Below are 18,450 nucleotides of genomic sequence, written 5' to 3'. Positions count from 1 at the left end.
CCACCCATGTCCGTCCGCAACTTGAGGAGCACCGTTGAGCACTCAAGCACCGACGCGCAGAACAGGGTTCAGACACCGGGCCGCCGCCGGTCTCACCGCCCTGATCCTGCCCCTCGCCGCCATGGTCGGCCTCGCCACCCCCGCCGAAGCGGCCACTTCGGCCACCGCCACGTACACCAAGACCCAGGACTGGGGCACCGGATTCGGTGCCAGCTGGACCGTCAAGAACACCGGCACCACCACCATCAACTCCTGGACCGTCGAGTGGGACTACCCCGCCGGCACCTCCGTGACCTCCGCCTGGGACGCCACCGTCACCAGCGCCGGCACCCACTGGACCGCCAAGAACGTCGGCTGGAACGGGACCCTCGCCCCCGGCGCCTCCGTCTCCTTCGGCTACAACGGCGCCGGCCCCGGCGCCCCCAGCGGCTGTAAGATCAACGGCGCCGCCTGCGACGGCACCAGCCAGCCCGGCGACAACGCCCCCTCGGCCCCCGGCACCCCCGTCGCCTCCGACATCACCGACACCTCGGTGAAGCTCACCTGGACCGCGGCCACCGACGACAAGGGCATCAAGAACTACGACGTCAAGCGCGACGGCACCACCGTCGCCACCGTCACCGGCCTCACGTACACCAACACGGGCCTGACCGCCGGCACCGACTACAGCTACACGGTCGTCGCCCGCGACACCATCGACCAGACCGGCCCGGCCTCCGGCGCGACTCCCGTCCACACCACCGGCGGCGGTGGCGGCCAGCCGCTCCCCAACGCCGTGAAGATGGGCTACTTCACCAACTGGGGCGTCTACGGGCGCAACTACCACGTGAAGAACATCGTGACCTCGGGCTCCGCGTCCAAGATCACCCACATCAACTACGCCTTCGGCAACGTCACGGGCGGCAAGTGCACCATCGGTGACGCCTACGCCGACTACGACAAGGCCTACACCGCCGACCAGTCCGTCGACGGCGTCGCCGACACCTGGGACCAGCCGCTGCGCGGCAACTTCAACCAGCTGCGCAAGCTGAAGAAGGCCTACCCGAACATCAAGATCCTCTGGTCCTTCGGCGGCTGGACCTGGTCCGGCGGCTTCGGCCAGGCCGTGCAGAACCCGGCCGCCTTCGCGCAGTCCTGCTACGACCTGATCGAGGACCCGCGCTGGGCCGACGTCTTCGACGGCATCGACCTGGACTGGGAGTACCCCAACGCCTGCGGCCTGTCCTGCGACACCAGCGGCGCCGCCTCCTTCAAGAACATGATGCAGGCCATGCGCGCCAAGTTCGGCCCGACCTACCTGGTCACCGCGGCCGTCACGGCCGACGCCTCCGCCGGCGGCAAGATCGACGCCGCCGACTACGCGGGCGCAGCCCCGTACATGAACTGGTTCAACGTCATGACGTACGACTTCTTCGGCGCCTGGGCGGCGCAGGGCCCGACGGCCCCGCACTCCCCGCTCACCTCGTACGCCGGCATCCCGCAGGCGGGCTTCAACTCCGCCGAGGCGATCGCCAAGTTCAAGGCGAAGGGCGTCCCCGCCAACAAGCTGCTGCTCGGCATCGGCTTCTACGGACGCGGCTGGACCGGCGTCACCCAGGCCGCCCCGGGCGGCACGGCGACCGGCCCGGCCGCCGGCACCTACGAGCAGGGCATCGAGGACTACAAGGTCCTCAAGACCTCCTGCCCGGCCACCGGCACGATCGCGGGCACGGCGTACGCCAAGTGCGGCAGCAACTGGTGGAGCTACGACACCCCGGCCACCGTGAACTCGAAGATGAGCTGGGCCAAGAACCAGGGCCTCGGCGGAGCGTTCTTCTGGGAGTTCAGCGGTGACACCGGCAACGGCGAGCTCGTCGGCGCCATCAACACCGGTCTGAACTAACCCCCCACGGGGCACGACGAAGCGGGGGCCGGCGCAGCACGCCGACCCCCGCTTCCTCATGTCCTACGCGACATTCACCCTCTGCCCGGGAGGCGCCGCCTCCAGCCAGGCCATGAAACCCGTCCGGGCGTCCTCGCTCATCGCGAGCTCCAGGCGGACGCCCTCGTACATACAGGGCTGGATCACCATGTCGGAGAGCAGCGCGAGCTCCTCCTCGCCCTCCGGCATCCGGCGCTCCAGGGCCACGATGGACGAACGCTCCAGGGTCCGGCGCGGGCGGGGCGCGTACGAGAAGACCCGGAACCAGGCGATCTCGTCACCGCTGTAGCGGGCGACGCCGTACACCCAGCCCTTGCCGCTCGGATCCGGCTCGTCCGGGACGTTCCAGTGCAGCGAGCAGTCGAAGGTGCCGCCGGCGCGCTGGATCAGCCTCCGGCGCAAGCCGAAGACGAAGAGCCCGATCACCACCAGTGCGACGACCAGGCCGCACACGAGCAGAGCGAGGAACATCTTCACCGACCTCCTCGCTGCGTCCCGTAGCCGGCACCGCCGGCAGAACCGAATACAACCTGCATCTGCATCGCCTCAGCCGCGGCACGGTCTGGAAAATTCCAGCCGTGCCGCGGCTGAGGGCACTACTCTGCGCGGACCGTCAGCGGACCGCTACCGCGCGCAGCCGAACATCGGCGCGCCGCTCGGCGGCCGCGTCGGAATCCGACTTCGCACGCTCCAGCGCGCGCTCGGCGCGCTGGGCGTCGATCTCGTCCGCCAGCTCGCAGATCTCCGCGAGCAGAGACAGCTTGTCGTCGGCGAACGAGATGAATCCACCGTGGACGGCGGCGACGACAGTCGCGCCCTCACTGGTACGGATGGTCACCGGGCCCGACTCCAGCACACCGAGCAGCGGCTGGTGGCCGGGCATGACGCCGATGTCGCCGGAGGTGGTACGCGCGATGACCAGGGTGGCCTCGCCGGACCAGACACTCCGGTCCGCGGCGACCAGCTCGACGTGCAGCTCAGCAGCCAAGGGTGGCTCCTCGGGTCACCACCCGGCGGTCGTGCCGGGTGTTGGGGTCAATTCTAGTGGGCGTGGTGAGGGGGGCGGGACCGAATCCCGCCCCCCTCGGGAGAGCACGGGGCTCAGGAGACGCCGAGCTCCTTGGCGTTGGCCTTGAGGTCCTCAATGCCACCGCACATGAAGAACGCCTGCTCGGGGAAGTGGTCGTACTCACCGTCGCAGATCGCGTTGAACGCGGCGATCGACTCGTCGAGCGGAACGTCCGAACCGTCCACACCGGTGAACTGCTTCGCCGCGTGGGTGTTCTGGGACAGGAAGCGCTCGACACGGCGGGCGCGGTGGACAACGAGCTTGTCCTCCTCGCTCAGCTCGTCGATACCGAGGATCGCGATGATGTCCTGGAGGTCCTTGTACTTCTGCAGGATTCCCTTGACGCGCGTGGCGGCGTCGTAGTGGTCCTGCGCGATGTAGCGCGGGTCCAGGATCCGGGACGTGGAGTCCAGCGGGTCCACGGCCGGGTAGATGCCCTTCTCGGAGATCGGACGGGAGAGAACCGTCGTCGCGTCGAGGTGGGCGAAGGTGGTGGCCGGAGCCGGGTCGGTCAGGTCGTCCGCGGGGACGTAGATCGCCTGCATCGAGGTGATCGAGTGACCACGGGTCGAGGTGATGCGCTCCTGGAGGAGACCCATCTCGTCGGCCAGGTTCGGCTGGTAACCCACCGCGGAGGGCATACGGCCGAGCAGGGTCGACACCTCGGAACCGGCCTGGGTGAAGCGGAAGATGTTGTCGATGAAGAACAGCACGTCCTGCTTCTGCACATCGCGGAAGTACTCCGCCATGGTCAGACCGGCCAGGGCCACGCGGAGACGGGTGCCCGGGGGCTCGTCCATCTGGCCGAAGACCAGCGCGGTCTTGTCCAGAACGCCGGCCTCCTCCATCTCCACCATGAGGTCGTTGCCCTCACGGGTGCGCTCGCCGACGCCCGCGAAGACCGACACACCGTCGTGCAGCTTGGCCACACGGACGATCATTTCCTGGATCAGAACGGTCTTGCCGACACCGGCACCACCGAACAGACCGATCTTTCCACCCTTGACGTACGGGGTGAGAAGGTCGACGACCTTCAGGCCGGTCTCGAACATCTCGGTCTTGGACTCGAGCTGGTCGAAGTCCGGGGCCTTGCGGTGGATCGTCCAGCGCGGCGCGTCGGCCACGGTGGAGGCATCGTCGTTCAGCACCTCACCCAGCGTGTTGAACACACGGCCCTTGGTGACGTCACCGACGGGCACCGTGATGCCCGTGCCGGTGTCGGTCACCGGGGCCTGGCGGACCAGGCCGTCGGTGGGCTGCATGGAGATGGCGCGGACGACGCCGTCACCGAGGTGCTGGGCGACCTCGAGGGTCAGCGTCTTGGTCGCGCCCTCCTCGGTCGGGTCCATGACCTCGACGTGCAGCGCGTTGTAGATCGCCGGCATCGCGTCGACGGGGAACTCCACGTCGACGACCGGGCCGATGACCCGGGCGACGCGGCCCGTGGCGGCGGCCGTCTCAACAGTGGTCGTCATTACTTGTCACTCCCCGCGGTCGCGTCGGCCAGGGCTGCGGTGCCACCGACGATCTCGCTGATTTCCTGGGTGATTTCGGCCTGGCGGGCCGCGTTGGCAAGTCGGGAGAGATTGTTGATCAAGTCTCCCGCGTTGTCGGTCGCCGACTTCATCGCGCGGCGTGTGGCGGCGTGCTTGGAAGCAGCCGACTGGAGCAGCGCGTTGTAGATCCGGCTTTCGACGTACCGGGGCAGCAGGGCGTCGAGGACGTCCTCCGCCGACGGCTCGAAGTCGTACAGCGGGCGGAGCGTGTCCGGCTCGCCCGCCTCCTTCGCCACCTCGTCGAGGCTGAGGGGCAGCAGCCGGGCCTCGACCGCCGTCTGCGTCATCATCGAGACGAACTCGGTGTAGACGATGTGGAGCTCGTCCACACCACCCTCCGCCGTGTCCTTCTCGATCGCCTCGATCAGCGGAGCCGCGATCGTCTTGGCGTCGCCGTACGACGGCTGGTCCGTGAACCCGGTCCACGTACCGGCCAGCTTCCGCTCGCGGAAGTTGTAGTGGGCGATGCCACGACGGCCGACGACGTAGACGGTGACCTCACGGCCCTCGCCCTCAAGCTTCGCCGTCAGCTTCTCCGCGGCCTTGATGGCGTTGGAGTTGAAGGCGCCGGCCAGACCGCGGTCGCTCGAGAGGAGCAGGACCGCGGCACGGATCGGGTTCTCCGCCTCGGTGGTCAGCGGGTGCTTGTCGTTCGCACCCGTGGCCACCGCCGTGACCGCGCGCGTCAGCTCGGTCGCGTACGGAGTCGACGCCTGCACCTTGCGCTGCGCCTTGACGACACGCGAGGCGGCGATCATCTCCATCGCCTTGGTGATCTTCTTCGTCGCGGTGACGGATTTGATGCGACGCTTGTAGACCCGGAGCTGCGCTCCCATGAGTCAGGTCCCTTCCGTCGTCACTTCGAGACGTTGACGGCGGCAGGAGCGTCCTCGCCCAGCAGCTTGCCGTCAGAGGTCTCGAACTGCTTCTTGAACTCCGCGATGGCGTCGCCCACGGCCTGCAGGGTGTCGTCGGACATCTTGCCGCCCTCACGGATGGAGGTCATGAGGCCCGAGTGGTTCTGGCGGAGGTACGCCAGGAGCTCGGCCTCGAAGCGGCGGATGTCGACGACCGGGACGTCGTCCATCTTGCCGGTGGTACCGGCCCAGACGGAGACGACCTGGTTCTCGGTGGGCATCGGCTGGTACTGAGCCTGCTTGAGCAGCTCGACCATGCGCTGTCCACGCTCCAGCTGCGCCTTGGAGGCGGCGTCCAGGTCGGAACCGAAGGCGGCGAACGCCTCCAGCTCACGGAACTGGGCCAGGTCCACGCGGAGGCGGCCGGAGATCTGCTTCATCGCCTTGTGCTGGGCGGAGCCACCGACACGCGAGACCGAGATACCGACGTTCAGGGCCGGACGCTGGCCGGCGTTGAACAGGTCGGACTCCAGGAAGCACTGGCCGTCGGTGATGGAGATGACGTTGGTCGGGATGAACGCCGACACGTCGTTCGCCTTGGTCTCGACGATCGGAAGACCGGTCATCGAACCGGCACCCAGCTCGTCCGAGAGCTTCGCGCAGCGCTCGAGCAGACGCGAGTGCAGGTAGAAGACGTCACCCGGGTAGGCCTCACGGCCCGGCGGGCGGCGCAGCAGCAGCGACACGGCGCGGTAGGCGTCGGCCTGCTTCGACAGGTCGTCGAAGACGATCAGGACGTGCTTGCCCTGGTACATCCAGTGCTGGCCGATGGCGGAGCCGGTGTACGGCGCCAGGTACTTGAAGCCGGCCGGGTCGGACGCCGGGGCGGCGACGATCGTCGTGTACTCGAGCGCACCGGCCTCTTCCAGGGCGCCGCGCACGGACGCGATGGTCGAGCCCTTCTGGCCGACGGCGACGTAGATGCAGCGAACCTGCTTGTTCACGTCGCCCGAGCGCCAGTTGTCGCGCTGGTTGATGATCGTGTCGACACACAGAGCGGTCTTGCCGGTCTGACGGTCACCGATGATCAGCTGACGCTGACCACGGCCGACCGGCGTCATGGCGTCGACGGCCTTGTAGCCGGTCTCCATCGGCTCGTGCACCGACTTACGGGCCATAACGCCCGGGGCCTGCAGCTCGAGGGCGCGGCGGCCCTCGGTCGCGATCTCGCCGAGACCGTCGATCGGGTTGCCCAGCGGGTCGACGACGCGACCCAGGTAACCCTCACCGACACCGACGGAGAGGACCTCGCCGGTGCGCTGCACCGACTGACCCTCCTCGATGCCGCTGAACTCGCCGAGGACGATCGCACCGATCTCGCGCTCTTCGAGGTTCAGCGCGAGACCAAGGGTCCCGTCCTCGAACTTCAGCAGCTCGTTCGCCATGGCCGAGGGAAGACCCTCGACCTTCGCGATACCGTCACCGGCCAGGCTGACCGTGCCGACCTCCTCGCGCGAGGCCGCGTCCGGCTGGTACGACTGGACGAAGTTCTCCAGTGCGTCCCGGATCTCCTCCGGCCGGATCGTGAGCTCCGCCATCTGGGTTCCCTGCTCTCCTTGTTGGGCCCGAAGTTTCTTAAGGGGTCTGGGGGCCGACCCCCAGGAATCTTCTGCAATCTCTGCACGGCCCAACCGGGCCGCTGGTGATGCTGTGTAGCTGTGATGCCTTGTGCTGCTGGTGACGGTCGTCAGCCGGCCAGTCGACGGGTCGCCTCGTCGAGGCGCTCCGCGATCGAGCCGTTGATGACCTCGTCGCCGACCTGCACCGTGATCCCGCCGAGGACCGAGGGGTCCACGTCCAGGTTCAGGTGCATCTCGCGGCCGTACAGCTTGGCGAGTACGGCTCCGAGGCGCTGCTTCTGCTGGTCCGACAGCGGCACCGCCGAGCTGACGACGGCGACCATCCGGTCCCGGCGCGCCGCGGCGAGCTTGGAGAGGGACTCGAGTCCCGCTTCCAGGCTACGTCCCCGGGGCTGGGTCACCAGACGGACGACCAGACGCTCGGTGGCGACGTTGGCCTTGCCGCCGAGCAGGCTGCGGAGCAGCTCGCCCTTGGCGGTGGCCGTGGCGGCCTTGTCCGTCAGCGCCGAGCGGAGCTCGGGGCTGGAGGACACGATCCGGCCGAACCGGAACAGCTCGTCCTCGACACCGTCGAGGGCGCCCGCCTTCTGCGCCGCGGTGAGGTCGGCGGTGTTCGCCAGCTCCTCGGTCGCGTCGACCAGGTCACGCGAACGCGACCAGCGGGAACGCACCATGCCGGACACCAGGTCGACGGTCTCGCCGCCCACCTGACCGCTCAGGAGTCGCTGCGCGAGCTCGGCCTTGGCCTCACCCGACTGCGCGGGGTCGGTCAGGACCCGACGCAGCGACACCTCGCGGTCGAGCAGCGTGGTGACTGCGGCCAGCTCGTCCGCGAGCTTCGTCGCGTCGGCCGACGTGTTGTCGGTCAGCGCGTCGAGGGACTCGCGTCCGGCGACCAGTGCCTCACGGCTCGCTCCGTTCATCGGACGGCCTCCGCCTTCTCCTCGAGCTCGTCGAGGAAGCGGTCGATCGTCCGGCTCTGGCGGGCGGAGTCCTCGAGGGACTCGCCGACCAGCTTGCCGGCCAGGTCGGTGGCGAGCTTGCCCACGTCCTGACGCAGCGAAGCAGAAGCGGCCTTGCGGTCGGCCTGGATCTGGGTGTGGCCGGCCGCGATGATCTCCTCGCGCTGGCGCTGGCCTTCCGCCTTCATCTCCTGGATGATCGCGGTGCCCTGCTCCGTCGCCTCCTGGCGAAGACGCGCGGCCTCGTGGCGGGCCTCGGCGAGCTGGGCCTTGTACTGCTCCAGCACACTCTGAGCCTCGATCTGGGCCGACTCGGCCTTCTCGATGCCACCCTCGATGGCCTCGCGACGCTGCTCCAGAACCTTGTTGATGTTCGGGAGAAGCTTCTTGGCGAGGAAGCCGAAGACGATGACGAAGGCGATCAGGCCGATGACGAGCTCGTCAAGATGCGGGATCAGAGGAGGCTGGGGCTCCTCCGCCTGCGCAAGAAGAAGCGCGTTCACATCAGTGCCTTCCGTAAAAGAATCGGGCAGTCGGTCCGGCTTACTGGTAGACGAAGCCCATGACGATGCCGATGAGGGCGAGCGCCTCACAGAACGCGAAGCCCATGATCTGGTTGGTGCGGATCAGGCCGGCAGCTTCGGGCTGACGGGCGAGCGCCTGCGTACCGTTACCGAAGATGATGCCGACGCCGACGCCGGGGCCGATCGCGGCGAGGCCGTAGCCGATGGACGCGACGTTGCCGACGAGGGTGGTCTTGGCGGAGTCGCCGGGGGCGGCGAGGTTGACCAGTTCGAGAGCAGCGGACATGCCGTTACTTCCTTCTCTTTCAATGACCCGGTGGGGGTTGGCCACCGGACGACTGTTGGATTGGGGGTGAAGCCACGATCCGGGACGGATCGGCTCAGTGGTGCTCGGAGAGCGCGCCCTGGATGTAGCTGCAGGCCAGGAGGACGAAGACGTACGCCTGGACGGCCTGGATGAAGAGCTCGAAGGCGGTCATCACGAGGACCATCACGAACGAGGCGCCGGCGTAGACGAAGCCGAGGCCGTTCATGAGGTACCAGGTGGCCAGCGAGAACATCACGATCAGCAGGTGACCGGCGAACATGTTCGCGAACAGTCGCACCGCGTGCGTGAAGGGCCGGATCAGCAGGTTCGAGAAGAACTCGAGGACGACGACCATCGGAAGGATCGCGCCGAGCGACTTGTCGTAGCCGACGATGTTCTTCCAGCCGCCGACGAATCCGTGCTTCTTGAACGTCAGCGAGATCCACATGACGTAGACGATCAGCGCGAGACCGGCCGGGAAGGCGATCAGCGAGGTGACCGGGAACTGGGCGAGCGGAATGATCGACCAGAGATTCATGATCCAGACGAAGAAGAACAACGACACCATGAAGGGGACGTACTTCTCGCCGTCCTTCTTGCCGATGATCTCGTAGACGATGCCGCGGCGCACGAAGTCGTAACCGGCCTCGCCGACCATCTGCATCTTGCCGGGGATCAGCTTGGGCTTGTTGAAGGCGGCCCAGAAGAACCCGACGACCACGATGGAGCCGAGGATGGCGAGCAGCATCGGCTTGGTGAACTCGATGCCCCCCACCGTGGCGATGGGCTCGTACATGAACGTGTGCAGGCCCGGCGCCGGGAAGCCACATCCACTGAAGATGTGGCAATCCGGGTCGAAGGCAAGCGTCTGGTCAGCACTCACCGCGGGCTCCTTCAGCGTGGCGCATAGGTACGGCAACCTCGTTGTGTCGGCGCGGCACGCAGCCGCGGGTCGGCACTGGACTGGTCTTACGGATAAGGGGGCGGCGGTTCGGCATCGAGCCTCGCGCTGGGACAGGCGTCTCGGATGCCCGCGCCCGCAGTGCCGCAGTTGGCACCGGACGATAGCAGGAAGCCGAACGCGGCTTTATCCCGGCCCTACCCTTCACGACTTCGACCCCGTGTTTCCGGGGTCGATGTACGTGATCTTGGCCTTCATGTAGGCACGGGCCTGTGCGGCGACCCACACCACGGTCGCCGCGAGCAGCGTGAAAGCGAAGGCCTTGAAGTTGAACAGCGTGGTGTCCTTGAGCAAAGCCAGGAAGATGAAGAGCAGCAGCAACTGGGCCGTGTAGAGCATGAGCCCCATGGCCTGGAACAGATGCGGAAGCGACTTCGCCGTCCGCTGCAGGACGACCTGCCCGATTCCCATGAAGAGGAGCACGACCAGGGTGCCGACGACGGCGCCGAGCGCGCCCTTGCCACCGGCGACCACAGCGCTGATGACCGTGGCGATCGCGCCGACGGCAGCGGTGGGGATGACGGTGTGCAGAAGGATGCGTGCGTCGTTGGACGGCATGGCGGTGTCTCCGCTTGCTGAAGGGGGCGATGGTGTCGTCAAGGACGAGCGTAAGCCCGGTCCGAGGTGGGTCTCGGGGCCAACAGACCGTCGCACTACGGTCTTTCGGCACTGTCGCCGGGTCTCGTGAACCGTATCACAAACTATTTGAATAGGTCTTTACCCATAAGGTGTGCCAACTGTCACACATGAGAGTTACCCCGCGCGTGTGTGCGCGACAGTACGACGCCTTGTCTGGTAATGGCCGCGTCTGCGGCTTTCGTCAACTTGGCGTTCCGGCCTTCCGCCTGTCGGTGAAGCGCCCCCGGTTGCCGATGGCGGTGGCGCCGTTGATCCCCGCGGGCACCGGAATCCGCTCCTCCTCGACCGCGACCGGCGCCGGAGCGGCCGCCACGACGGGGGCGGGCTTGCGGCGCCGGTAGCGAGGCGGTACGACCGACTCGGCCCAGCGGGGTGCGCGCGGGGTGAAGCGCGGCATCAGGAGCAGCACCAGGCCGATCGCGCTGAGCGCGACGACGCAGAGGACGATCCACATCGACGCCGAGTGGACCGAGTACGCCAGCGTCCCGAAGGCGATGAGCGCCGACCAGAAGTACATGATCAGGACCGCGCGGCTGTGCGAGTGCCCGATCTCCAGGAGCCGGTGGTGCAGGTGGCCGCGGTCGGCCGCGAACGGCGACTGGCCCTTCCACGTACGGCGCACGATCGCGAGGATCAGGTCCGCCATGGGGATCGCGATGATCGTCAGCGGCAGCACCAGCGGGATGAAGACCGGCAGGGCGGCGTGCGTGGCCTGACGGGTCGAGCCCTCGAAGATCTTCAGCGCGTCCGGGTCGACCTGGCCGGTGATCGAGATGGCCGAGGCCGCCAGGATCAGACCGATCAGCATCGAGCCGGAGTCGCCCATGAAGATCCGCGCCGGATGCATGTTGTGCGGCAGGAAGCCCAGGCACATGCCCATGAGGATGACGGTGAAGAGCGTCGCGGGGGCGGCGGCCTCGATCGTGTAGCCGTACCAGAGGCGGTAGGCGTACAGGAAGAAGGCGGCGGCGGCGATGCAGACCATGCCGGCCGCGAGACCGTCGAGGCCGTCGACGAAGTTGACCGCGTTGATGGTGAGGACGACCAGGGCGACGGTCAGGAGCGTGCCCTGCCACGGGGTCAGCGAGACGACGCCGACACCCGGGATCGGCAGCCACAGGATCGTCAGACCCTGCGCCACCATGACGCCCGCCGAGATCATCTGCGCGCCCAGCTTGATCAGGGCGTCCAGCTCGAACTTGTCGTCCAGGACGCCGATCAGCCAGATCAGGGCGGCACCGGAGAGCAGCGCGCGCGGCTCGTTGGAGAGCTCGAAGACGCTGTTCAGGTTCTGCAGGTGGTCGGCGACGAGGAGTCCCGCGCACAGCCCGAAGAACATGGCGATGCCACCGAGCCGCGGAGTCGGTTCTCGGTGTACGTCTCGGGCACGGATCTCCGGCATCGCCCCGGTCGCGATGGCGAACTTCCGCACCGGACCGGTGAGCAGATAGGTCACCGCGGCCGTGACACAGAGCGTCAGCAGGTAATCACGCACGGGCTGCCCCACAGGTTTCGCTGGCCATCTCAGCCCCACACCCTAGCCGTGCCGTCCATGTGCTTGGAGACACCTGTACCCCCCGAACGGTTGCACAGCGACTTTCCGTGACCTCTTCTCAGCCCCCATACGGGGGAAATCGGCCGGTCAGCCCCCGTACCTCCGCCCGAAGCCGGGCCGTCTCCGCGGGATCGTCACGCAGAGCCGCGGTGAACAACACGGCGATCCGAGCCATCTCCGGGGCGCCCATGCCCTGGGTGGTGACGGCGGCGGTGCCGAGCCGGATGCCGCGCCCCTCCCCGTACGGCAGCGCACAGGTGTCGAGGACCATGCCGGCGGCGGCGAGCCGGGCGCGTGCGGTGCGGCCGTCGACGCCGAGGGGGGAGGGGTCGGCGGTGATGAGGTGGGTGTCGGTGCCGCCGGTCGTCAGCGCGAAGCCCTCGGCGGCGAGAGCGGCCGCGAGCACGCGCGCGTGCTCGACCACCTGATGGGCGTACGCGGTGAACGCCGGGGTGGACGCCTCGCCGAAGGCCACCGCCTTCGCCGCGATGGTGTGCATCTGGGCGCCGCCCTGGGTGAACGGGAAGACGGCCCGGTCGATCCGCCCCGCGAGCTCCTCCCCGCAGAGGACCATCCCGCCGCGCGGCCCGCGCAGCACCTTGTGGGTGGTCGCACAGACGACATCGGCGTACGGGACGGGGCTGGGGGCCGCTCCCCCGGCGACCAGGCCGATGGGATGGGCGGCGTCGGCGATGAGATAGGCGCCGACCTCGTCGGCGATCTCGCGGAAGAGCGCGTAGTCGAGGTGGCGGGGGTACGAGATGGAGCCGCACACGATCGCCTTCGGGCGGTGGTGGCGGGCGAGCGCGGCGACCTGCTCGTAGTCGACGAGCCCGGTCTCGGCGTCGACGCCGTACGGGACGAAGTCGAACCAGCGCCCGGAGAAGTTGGCGGGCGAACCGTGGGTGAGGTGCCCGCCGTGGTCCAGGCCCATGGCGAGCACCGTGTCACCGGGCCTCAGAAGGGCCGCGTACGCCGCCAGGACGGCCGAGGAGCCCGAGTGCGCCTGGACGTTCGCGTGGTCGGCGCCGAACAGCGCGGTGGCCCGTTCCACGGCGATCCGCTCGGCGGCGTCGGCGTACTCGCAGCCACCGTGGTGACGTGCGCCGGGATACCCCTCGGCGTACTTGTTGGCGAGCGGGGAACCGAGGGCGGCGAGAACGGCGGGCGAGGTGAAGTTCTCGGCGGCGATCAACTGCAGGCTGTCGGCCTGCCGCCGCGACTCACCGAGCAGCACGTCGGCGATCTCCGGGTCCTGCCGGCGCAGGACGTCGAGAGCCTCATCGGGGGGAGCGGTGACCGACATGTCACCAATGTAGGCACGCAACCCCTCGCGCGCCCGGTGAACGGCGGGCAGACACCGCGCGAATGCCGCGCGTCGCGACGCCTGTCAGTCGCGCGCCCGCACACCCGTCAGCGCCGTCACCACGGGATCCAGCGCCTGGTTGATCTCGTCGCCGATCGAGCGGAAGAAGGTGATGGGCGCTCCGTACGGGTCGTTGACCTCGTCCGCGTCCACCGAGGGGGCGAGGAGCCACCCGCGTAGAGCCGCTGCCGCGCGGACCAGGGCACGCGCGCGTTCCACCATGCCCTCGTCGTGCGCGTCCGGGAGCGTCGCCGGGTCGATCGCGCGGACCAGGCGGGTGAACTCCTTCAGGGTGAAGGTGCGCAGGCCCGCCGAGTGGCCCATCGAGATGACCTGGGCGCGGTGGTCGCGGGTCGCCGTCAGGACCAGGTCCGCGCGGATGACGTGCTCGTCGAGGAGCTCGCGCCCCACGAAGCCGCTGTAGTCCGCGCCGAAGTCGGCGAGGACCAGTTCCGCGTTGGCCTCCATCGGGGCGCCCTCGTGGCCCCAGGTACCCGCGCTCTCCACGATCAGGCCGCCGCCGAGAGGGTCGCCGAGGCGGTCGCTCAGGGCATGGCGGGTCAGCCGCTCGGTGATCGGCGAGCGGCAGACGTTGCCGGTGCTGACGTGGAGGATGCGGAAGGTGGTGCTGTCGTCGAACCCCGCTATGCCACGCCCCTCAGGGGCGGTCAATTCGCCACCTCGAGGTCGGGTACGACCTTCCGGAGCTCCTCCGGCGAGAGCGCGCCCTCGCGCAGCAGCACCGGCACCTTGCCCGTGACGTCGACGATGGAGGACGGCACGATGCCGGGCGTCGGGCCGCCGTCCAGGTAGACGGAGACGGAGTCGCCGAGCATCTGCTGGGCCGCGTCGCAGTCCTCCGGGGACGGGTGTCCCGTGAGGTTCGCCGACGAGACGGCCATCGGGCCGACCTCGGTGAGCAGCTCGATGGCGACCGGGTGCAGCGGCATGCGGATGGCGACGGTGCCCCGGGTGTCGCCCAGGTCCCACTGCAGGGACGGCTGGTGCTTGGCGACGAGGGTGAGGGCGCCGGGCCAGAAGGCGTCGACGAGCTCCCACGCCTGCTCGGAGAAGTCCGTGACCAGGCCGTGGAGGGTGTTCGGGGAGCCGATGAGCACGGGCGTGGGCATGTTGCGGCCCCGGCCCTTGGCGGCGAGCAGGTCCGCCACGGCCTCGCTGCTGAAGGCGTCCGCCCCGATCCCGTACACGGTGTCGGTGGGCAGCACGACCAGCTCGCCCCGGCGGACGGCGGACGCGGCCTCGCGCAGACCGGTCACACGGTCGGTCGCCTCGTTGCAGTCGTATCGCCGTGCCATCAGTTCCCGGCCTCCTCGTACGCGTGGTTCGTCATGGCGTTCATGCCGGTCATGGCATGGCCTTGCGGGCGGTCGCGAAGCGCGGCCGGTTGTTCAGGTCCGGGTGGTCGGCGGCGTCGGCCCAGCCGGCCTCTTCGTTGAAGATCCACGGCACCTGCCCGCCCTGGGTGTCCGCGTGCTCGATGACGACGAGGCCGCCGGGACGCAGCAGCCGGTGGGCGGTGCGCTCGATGCCGCGGATGGTGTCGAGTCCGTCCTCGCCGGAGAAGAGGGCCATCTCCGGGTCGTGGTCACGGGCCTCGGGTGCCACGTACTCCCACTCGGTGAGCGGGATGTACGGCGGGTTGGAGATGACCAGGTCGACCTGGCCGTCCAGCTCGGGGAGCGCGCTGAGCGCGTCGCCCTGGTGGACGGTGACGCGGGAGCCCTCGGCGTTCTTGCGCGTCCACACGAGCGCGTCGTCGGAGAGCTCGACCGCGTGCACGCGCGAGCGCGGCACCTCCTGGGCCATCGCGAGGGCGATGGCGCCGGAGCCGGTGCAGAGGTCGACGATGAGCGGCTCGACGACGTCCATCGCGCGGACGGCGTCTATGGCCCAGCCGACGACCGACTCGGTCTCCGGGCGCGGCACGAAGACCCCGGGCCCGACCTGGAGCTCCAGGTACCGGAAGAACGCCCGCCCGGTGATGTGCTGGAGCGGTTCGCGGGCCTCGCGGCGGGCGACCGTCTCCCAGTAGCGGGCGTCGAAGTCCGCGTCCTTGACGTTGTGCAGCTCCCCCCGCTTGACGCCGTGCACGAACGCGGCGAGCTCCTCCGCGTCGAAACGCGGTGAGGGAACGCCGGCGTCGGCCAGCCGCTGGGTGGCCTGGGCCACCTCGGCAAGCAGCAGGTTCACGCTGGTCCTCCGTGGTGCGGGGTGGGGCTTACGGAACTGACGCCACTTACGCCGCGGCGAGCTTGGCAGCCGAGTCGGCGTCGACGCACGCCTGGATCATCGCGTCCAGGTCGCCGTCGAGCACCTGGTCGAGGTTGTACGCCTTGAAGCCGACGCGGTGGTCCGAGATCCGGTTCTCCGGGAAGTTGTACGTACGGATCTTCTCGGACCGGTCGACGGTGCGCACCTGGCTGCGACGGGCGTCGGCGGCCTTGGACTCGGCCTCCTCCTGCGCGGCGGCGAGCAGCCGGGAGCGCAGGATACGCATGGCCTGCTCCTTGTTCTGGAGCTGGCTCTTCTCGTTCTGGCAGGAGGCGACGATGCCGGTCGGCAGGTGGGTGATGCGGACGGCGGAGTCGGTGGTGTTGACCGACTGGCCGCCGGGGCCCGACGAGCGGTAGACGTCGATGCGCAGGTCGTTGGCGTGCACCTCGACCTCGACCTCCTCGGCCTCGGGCGTGACGAGGACGCCGGCGGCGGAGGTGTGGATACGGCCGGCGGACTCGGTCGCGGGCACGCGCTGCACGCGGTGCACCCCGCCCTCGTACTTCAGGCGCGCCCAGACGCCCTGGCCGGGCTCGGTGGCGCCGTTGCCGCCCTTGGTCTTCACGGCGACCTGGACGTCCTTGTAGCCGCCCAGCTCGGACTCGGTGGCGTCGATGATCTCGGTCTTCCAGCCGACGCGCTCGGCGTACCGCAGGTACATGCGGAGCAGGTCGCCGGCGAACAGGGCGGACTCGTCGCCGCCCGCGCCCGCCTTGATCTCCAGGATGACGTCCTTGTCGTCGCTCGGGTCGCGCGGGACGAGGAGCAGACGGAGCTTCTCGGTGAGCCCCTCCCGGTCCTTCTCCAGCTGCTTGACCTCGGCGGCGAAGTCGGGATCGTCGTGTGCCAGCTCGCGGGCGGTCTCGATGTCGTCACCGGTCTGCTTCCAGGCCCGGTAGGTGGCGACGATGGGGGTCAGCTCGGCGTAGCGCTTGTTCAGCTTGCGCGCGTTCGCCTGGTCGGCGTGGACCGAAGGGTCTGCGAGCTTCGTCTCAAGGCCGGCATGCTCGCCGACCAGTTCCTCGACCGCCTCGAACATCGGGGGCTCCTGGGTTTTTCGTCAGTTGCTACGGGACGGCAAAGCGCCGGTCCCGGCCACCCGCGCGGGGCGACCGTGGACCGGCGCAGGGGCTCGCTACTTGGCGGAGCCGGCCTTGCCGAAGCGGGCCTCGAAGCGGGCGACGCGGCCGCCGGTGTCGAGGATCTTCTGCTTGCCCGTGTAGAACGGGTGGCACTCGGAGCAGACCTCGGCACGGATGGTGCCGTCGGTCAGGGTGCTCCGGGTGGTGAACGACGCGCCACAGGTGCAGCTGACCTGGGTCTCGACGTACTCGGGGTGAATCTCGCGCTTCAAGGTGTCTCCTAGTTTCGGGAGGGCTCCGGGTCGCTTCCGCGGGTCGCGGCAAACGTGAACCGGGGCCGACGTACCAGTCTGCCAGGACTGGCCGCATCTCCCCAAACCGGGGTGGCGGCGAAAGTATTCCTGAGCTGCCTCGGACGGCGGGGCGCCGTGCTCCCCACGGCCCCCGGGCGCTACTTCACGATGCCGTCGGCCTGGCCGGTGGCCGCGTCCTTCGTCGCCGACGCGGGGATCGGCAGGTCCTTCTTCAGGGCCGTCCAGACCTGCCGCGACTGGGCCTCCAGGGGCACGACGCGGTTGGGGTCCCGGGGGTCGTACTCGACGGGCAGGGTGACCATGTGGACGTTCTGCGCGCCGATGCCGGAGAGGCTCTTGGCGAAGCCCATCAGCTCCTGGACCGAGTCGAGTTCGGAGTCGGGGGTGATGGCCTTGGTGGCGGCGTCGGCGAGGTCGAGGAGCTTCTTCGGGTTCGTGAGGACGCCGACGTCCTTGACCTGGTTCATGAAGGCCTTCATGAAGGCCTGCTGGAGCTGGATGCGGCCGAGGTCGCTGCCGTCGCCGACGCTCTTGCGGGTCCGGACGAGGCCGAGGGACTGCTCGCCGTCGAGGGTGTGGGTGCCCGGTTCGAGGTCGAGGTGGCTCTTGCTGTCCTTGATGGCGGTGGTGGTGGTGATCTCCACCCCGCCGAGCTTGTCGATGAGCTTCTTGAAGCCGGTGAAGTCGACCTCGACGTAGTGGTCCATGCGGATGCCGGACATCGACTCGACGGTCTTGACGGCGCAGGCGGGGCCGCCGACCTCGTACGCCGTGTTGAACATGGCCCGCCGCTCGGCGGCGACGGCGGCGCCCTGCGCGTCGGCGCACTTCGGCCGGTCGATGAGGGTGTCGCGGGGGATGGAGACCACGCCGGCCTTCTTGTGGCCCTCGTAGACGTGGACGACCATCGCGGTGTCGGAGCGGGCGCCGCCCTCGTCCTTGCCGTACGCGCCGTTGTCGCCGGAACGGGAGTCCGAGCCGAGGACGAGGATGTCCATGGAGCCGTTGTCGACGTCGTCGGGGCGGTCGGTGCCGAGCTGGGCGTTGATGTCGACGGTCTCGAGGTTGCCGTCGAGCTTGAAGTAGACGTATCCGAGGCCCGTGCCGCCGAGGACGAGGACGGCGAGGGCGCCCGAGACCAGCACGGCCGCCTTGCGGCTGCGCCTGGCGGGCTGCTTGCGGCGGCGGCCGCTTCCCGCGCCGCCTATTCGGCCGCTCTTGCTCTGCTCGGTCATCGCCATCCCTCGGGCCCTAGATTCACCATATGTGACGGTGAAGCACCCGAAAGGGTTGCATACGGGCCTGTGAGGTTTCGGTGAGCACGGGCCCGTACAGCACTGCGCCCACCGTGCGGGGCACGGTGGGCGCAGTGGTTTACGCAGGTCACGACAGGGTTACGAGA

Annotated in this window: 19 protein-coding genes; 1 reads left to right on the top strand and 18 read right to left on the bottom strand. The window is 68.8% G+C overall.

The features are described 5' to 3' along the window. Positions 1 to 34 precede the first annotated feature (34 nt). Positions 35 to 1,882 (top strand): glycosyl hydrolase family 18 protein, encoded by a 1,848-nt coding sequence (locus E0F75_RS12345; protein ID WP_374115394.1) that lies wholly within the window; start codon positions 35 to 37, stop codon positions 1,880 to 1,882. A 63-nt stretch (positions 1,883 to 1,945) separates the two neighbouring features. On the opposite strand, the gene E0F75_RS12340 is transcribed toward E0F75_RS12345, so the two are convergent. The 18 genes from E0F75_RS12340 to E0F75_RS12255 form a co-directional block, all read right to left on the bottom strand. Further along, entirely contained in the window at positions 1,946 to 2,392 is a 447-nt protein-coding gene (locus tag E0F75_RS12340) for a DUF2550 domain-containing protein (RefSeq protein WP_073913206.1), read from the bottom strand. A gap of 142 nt (positions 2,393 to 2,534) precedes the next feature. Then, positions 2,535 to 2,909, bottom strand: a complete 375-nt coding sequence (locus E0F75_RS12335; protein WP_024761909.1) for a F0F1 ATP synthase subunit epsilon — start codon at positions 2,907 to 2,909, stop codon at positions 2,535 to 2,537. Positions 2,910 to 3,022: 113 nt separating this feature from the next. Beyond that, entirely contained in the window at positions 3,023 to 4,465 is a 1,443-nt protein-coding gene (gene atpD / locus E0F75_RS12330) for a F0F1 ATP synthase subunit beta (protein WP_187622541.1), read from the bottom strand. Further along, positions 4,465 to 5,382, bottom strand: coding sequence for a F0F1 ATP synthase subunit gamma (locus E0F75_RS12325; protein ID WP_187622540.1), 918 nt, complete (start codon positions 5,380 to 5,382; stop codon positions 4,465 to 4,467). The genes atpD and E0F75_RS12325 overlap by 1 nt, the downstream gene beginning before the upstream one ends. A 20-nt stretch (positions 5,383 to 5,402) precedes the next feature. Next, positions 5,403 to 7,001, bottom strand: coding sequence for a F0F1 ATP synthase subunit alpha (gene atpA, locus E0F75_RS12320; RefSeq protein WP_187622539.1), 1,599 nt, complete (start codon positions 6,999 to 7,001; stop codon positions 5,403 to 5,405). A gap of 149 nt (positions 7,002 to 7,150) precedes the next feature. Then, positions 7,151 to 7,966 (bottom strand): F0F1 ATP synthase subunit delta, encoded by an 816-nt coding sequence (locus E0F75_RS12315; RefSeq protein WP_187622538.1) that lies wholly within the window; start codon positions 7,964 to 7,966, stop codon positions 7,151 to 7,153. After that, positions 7,963 to 8,508, bottom strand: coding sequence for a F0F1 ATP synthase subunit B (locus E0F75_RS12310; RefSeq protein ID WP_187622537.1), 546 nt, complete (start codon positions 8,506 to 8,508; stop codon positions 7,963 to 7,965). The genes E0F75_RS12315 and E0F75_RS12310 overlap by 4 nt, the downstream gene beginning before the upstream one ends. Before the next feature lie 40 nt (positions 8,509 to 8,548). Then, complete coding sequence (gene atpE, locus E0F75_RS12305; protein ID WP_055599282.1) at positions 8,549 to 8,815, bottom strand: ATP synthase F0 subunit C; 267 nt, start codon at positions 8,813 to 8,815, stop codon at positions 8,549 to 8,551. A gap of 94 nt (positions 8,816 to 8,909) precedes the next feature. Continuing rightward, a complete protein-coding gene (atpB, locus tag E0F75_RS12300) occupies positions 8,910 to 9,719 on the bottom strand; it encodes a F0F1 ATP synthase subunit A (RefSeq protein WP_055599283.1) in 810 nt (269 codons plus the stop codon). A 222-nt stretch (positions 9,720 to 9,941) separates the two neighbouring features. Next, the gene (locus E0F75_RS12295; protein ID WP_187622536.1) at positions 9,942 to 10,355 is read right to left on the bottom strand and encodes a hypothetical protein; all 414 of its coding nucleotides are present in this window, start codon (positions 10,353 to 10,355) and stop codon (positions 9,942 to 9,944) included. Positions 10,356 to 10,617: 262 nt separating this feature from the next. Next, on the bottom strand, positions 10,618 to 11,931 hold the full coding sequence (locus E0F75_RS12290) for an MraY family glycosyltransferase (protein ID WP_187622535.1): 1,314 nt from the start codon (positions 11,929 to 11,931) through the stop codon (positions 10,618 to 10,620). Between the two features lie 118 nt (positions 11,932 to 12,049). Continuing rightward, the gene (gene glyA, locus E0F75_RS12285) at positions 12,050 to 13,297 is read right to left on the bottom strand and encodes a serine hydroxymethyltransferase (RefSeq protein WP_187622534.1); all 1,248 of its coding nucleotides are present in this window, start codon (positions 13,295 to 13,297) and stop codon (positions 12,050 to 12,052) included. Between the two features lie 84 nt (positions 13,298 to 13,381). Then, on the bottom strand, positions 13,382 to 14,029 hold the full coding sequence (locus E0F75_RS12280) for a protein-tyrosine-phosphatase (RefSeq protein ID WP_187622533.1): 648 nt from the start codon (positions 14,027 to 14,029) through the stop codon (positions 13,382 to 13,384). Continuing rightward, positions 14,026 to 14,673 (bottom strand): L-threonylcarbamoyladenylate synthase, encoded by a 648-nt coding sequence (locus tag E0F75_RS12275; RefSeq protein ID WP_030321077.1) that lies wholly within the window; start codon positions 14,671 to 14,673, stop codon positions 14,026 to 14,028. The genes E0F75_RS12280 and E0F75_RS12275 overlap by 4 nt, the downstream gene beginning before the upstream one ends. 49 nt (positions 14,674 to 14,722) lie before the next feature. Beyond that, complete coding sequence (gene prmC, locus E0F75_RS12270) at positions 14,723 to 15,568, bottom strand: peptide chain release factor N(5)-glutamine methyltransferase (RefSeq protein WP_015036198.1); 846 nt, start codon at positions 15,566 to 15,568, stop codon at positions 14,723 to 14,725. Positions 15,569 to 15,614: 46 nt separating this feature from the next. Beyond that, on the bottom strand, positions 15,615 to 16,691 hold the full coding sequence (gene prfA / locus E0F75_RS12265; protein ID WP_187622532.1) for a peptide chain release factor 1: 1,077 nt from the start codon (positions 16,689 to 16,691) through the stop codon (positions 15,615 to 15,617). A 96-nt stretch (positions 16,692 to 16,787) separates the two neighbouring features. Beyond that, on the bottom strand, positions 16,788 to 17,006 hold the full coding sequence (gene rpmE / locus E0F75_RS12260; RefSeq protein ID WP_055599288.1) for a 50S ribosomal protein L31: 219 nt from the start codon (positions 17,004 to 17,006) through the stop codon (positions 16,788 to 16,790). A 179-nt stretch (positions 17,007 to 17,185) separates the two neighbouring features. After that, positions 17,186 to 18,283 (bottom strand): LCP family protein, encoded by a 1,098-nt coding sequence (locus E0F75_RS12255; RefSeq protein ID WP_187622531.1) that lies wholly within the window; start codon positions 18,281 to 18,283, stop codon positions 17,186 to 17,188. Positions 18,284 to 18,450 lie beyond the last annotated feature (167 nt).

Origin of the sequence: Streptomyces sp. CB02980, from assembly GCF_014451325.2 — a bacterium.
GTDB lineage: Bacteria > Actinomycetota > Actinomycetes > Streptomycetales > Streptomycetaceae > Streptomyces.
The sequence above is the reverse complement of the archived record's forward strand: the minus strand, read 5'-3'. Positions and strand labels throughout refer to the sequence as shown.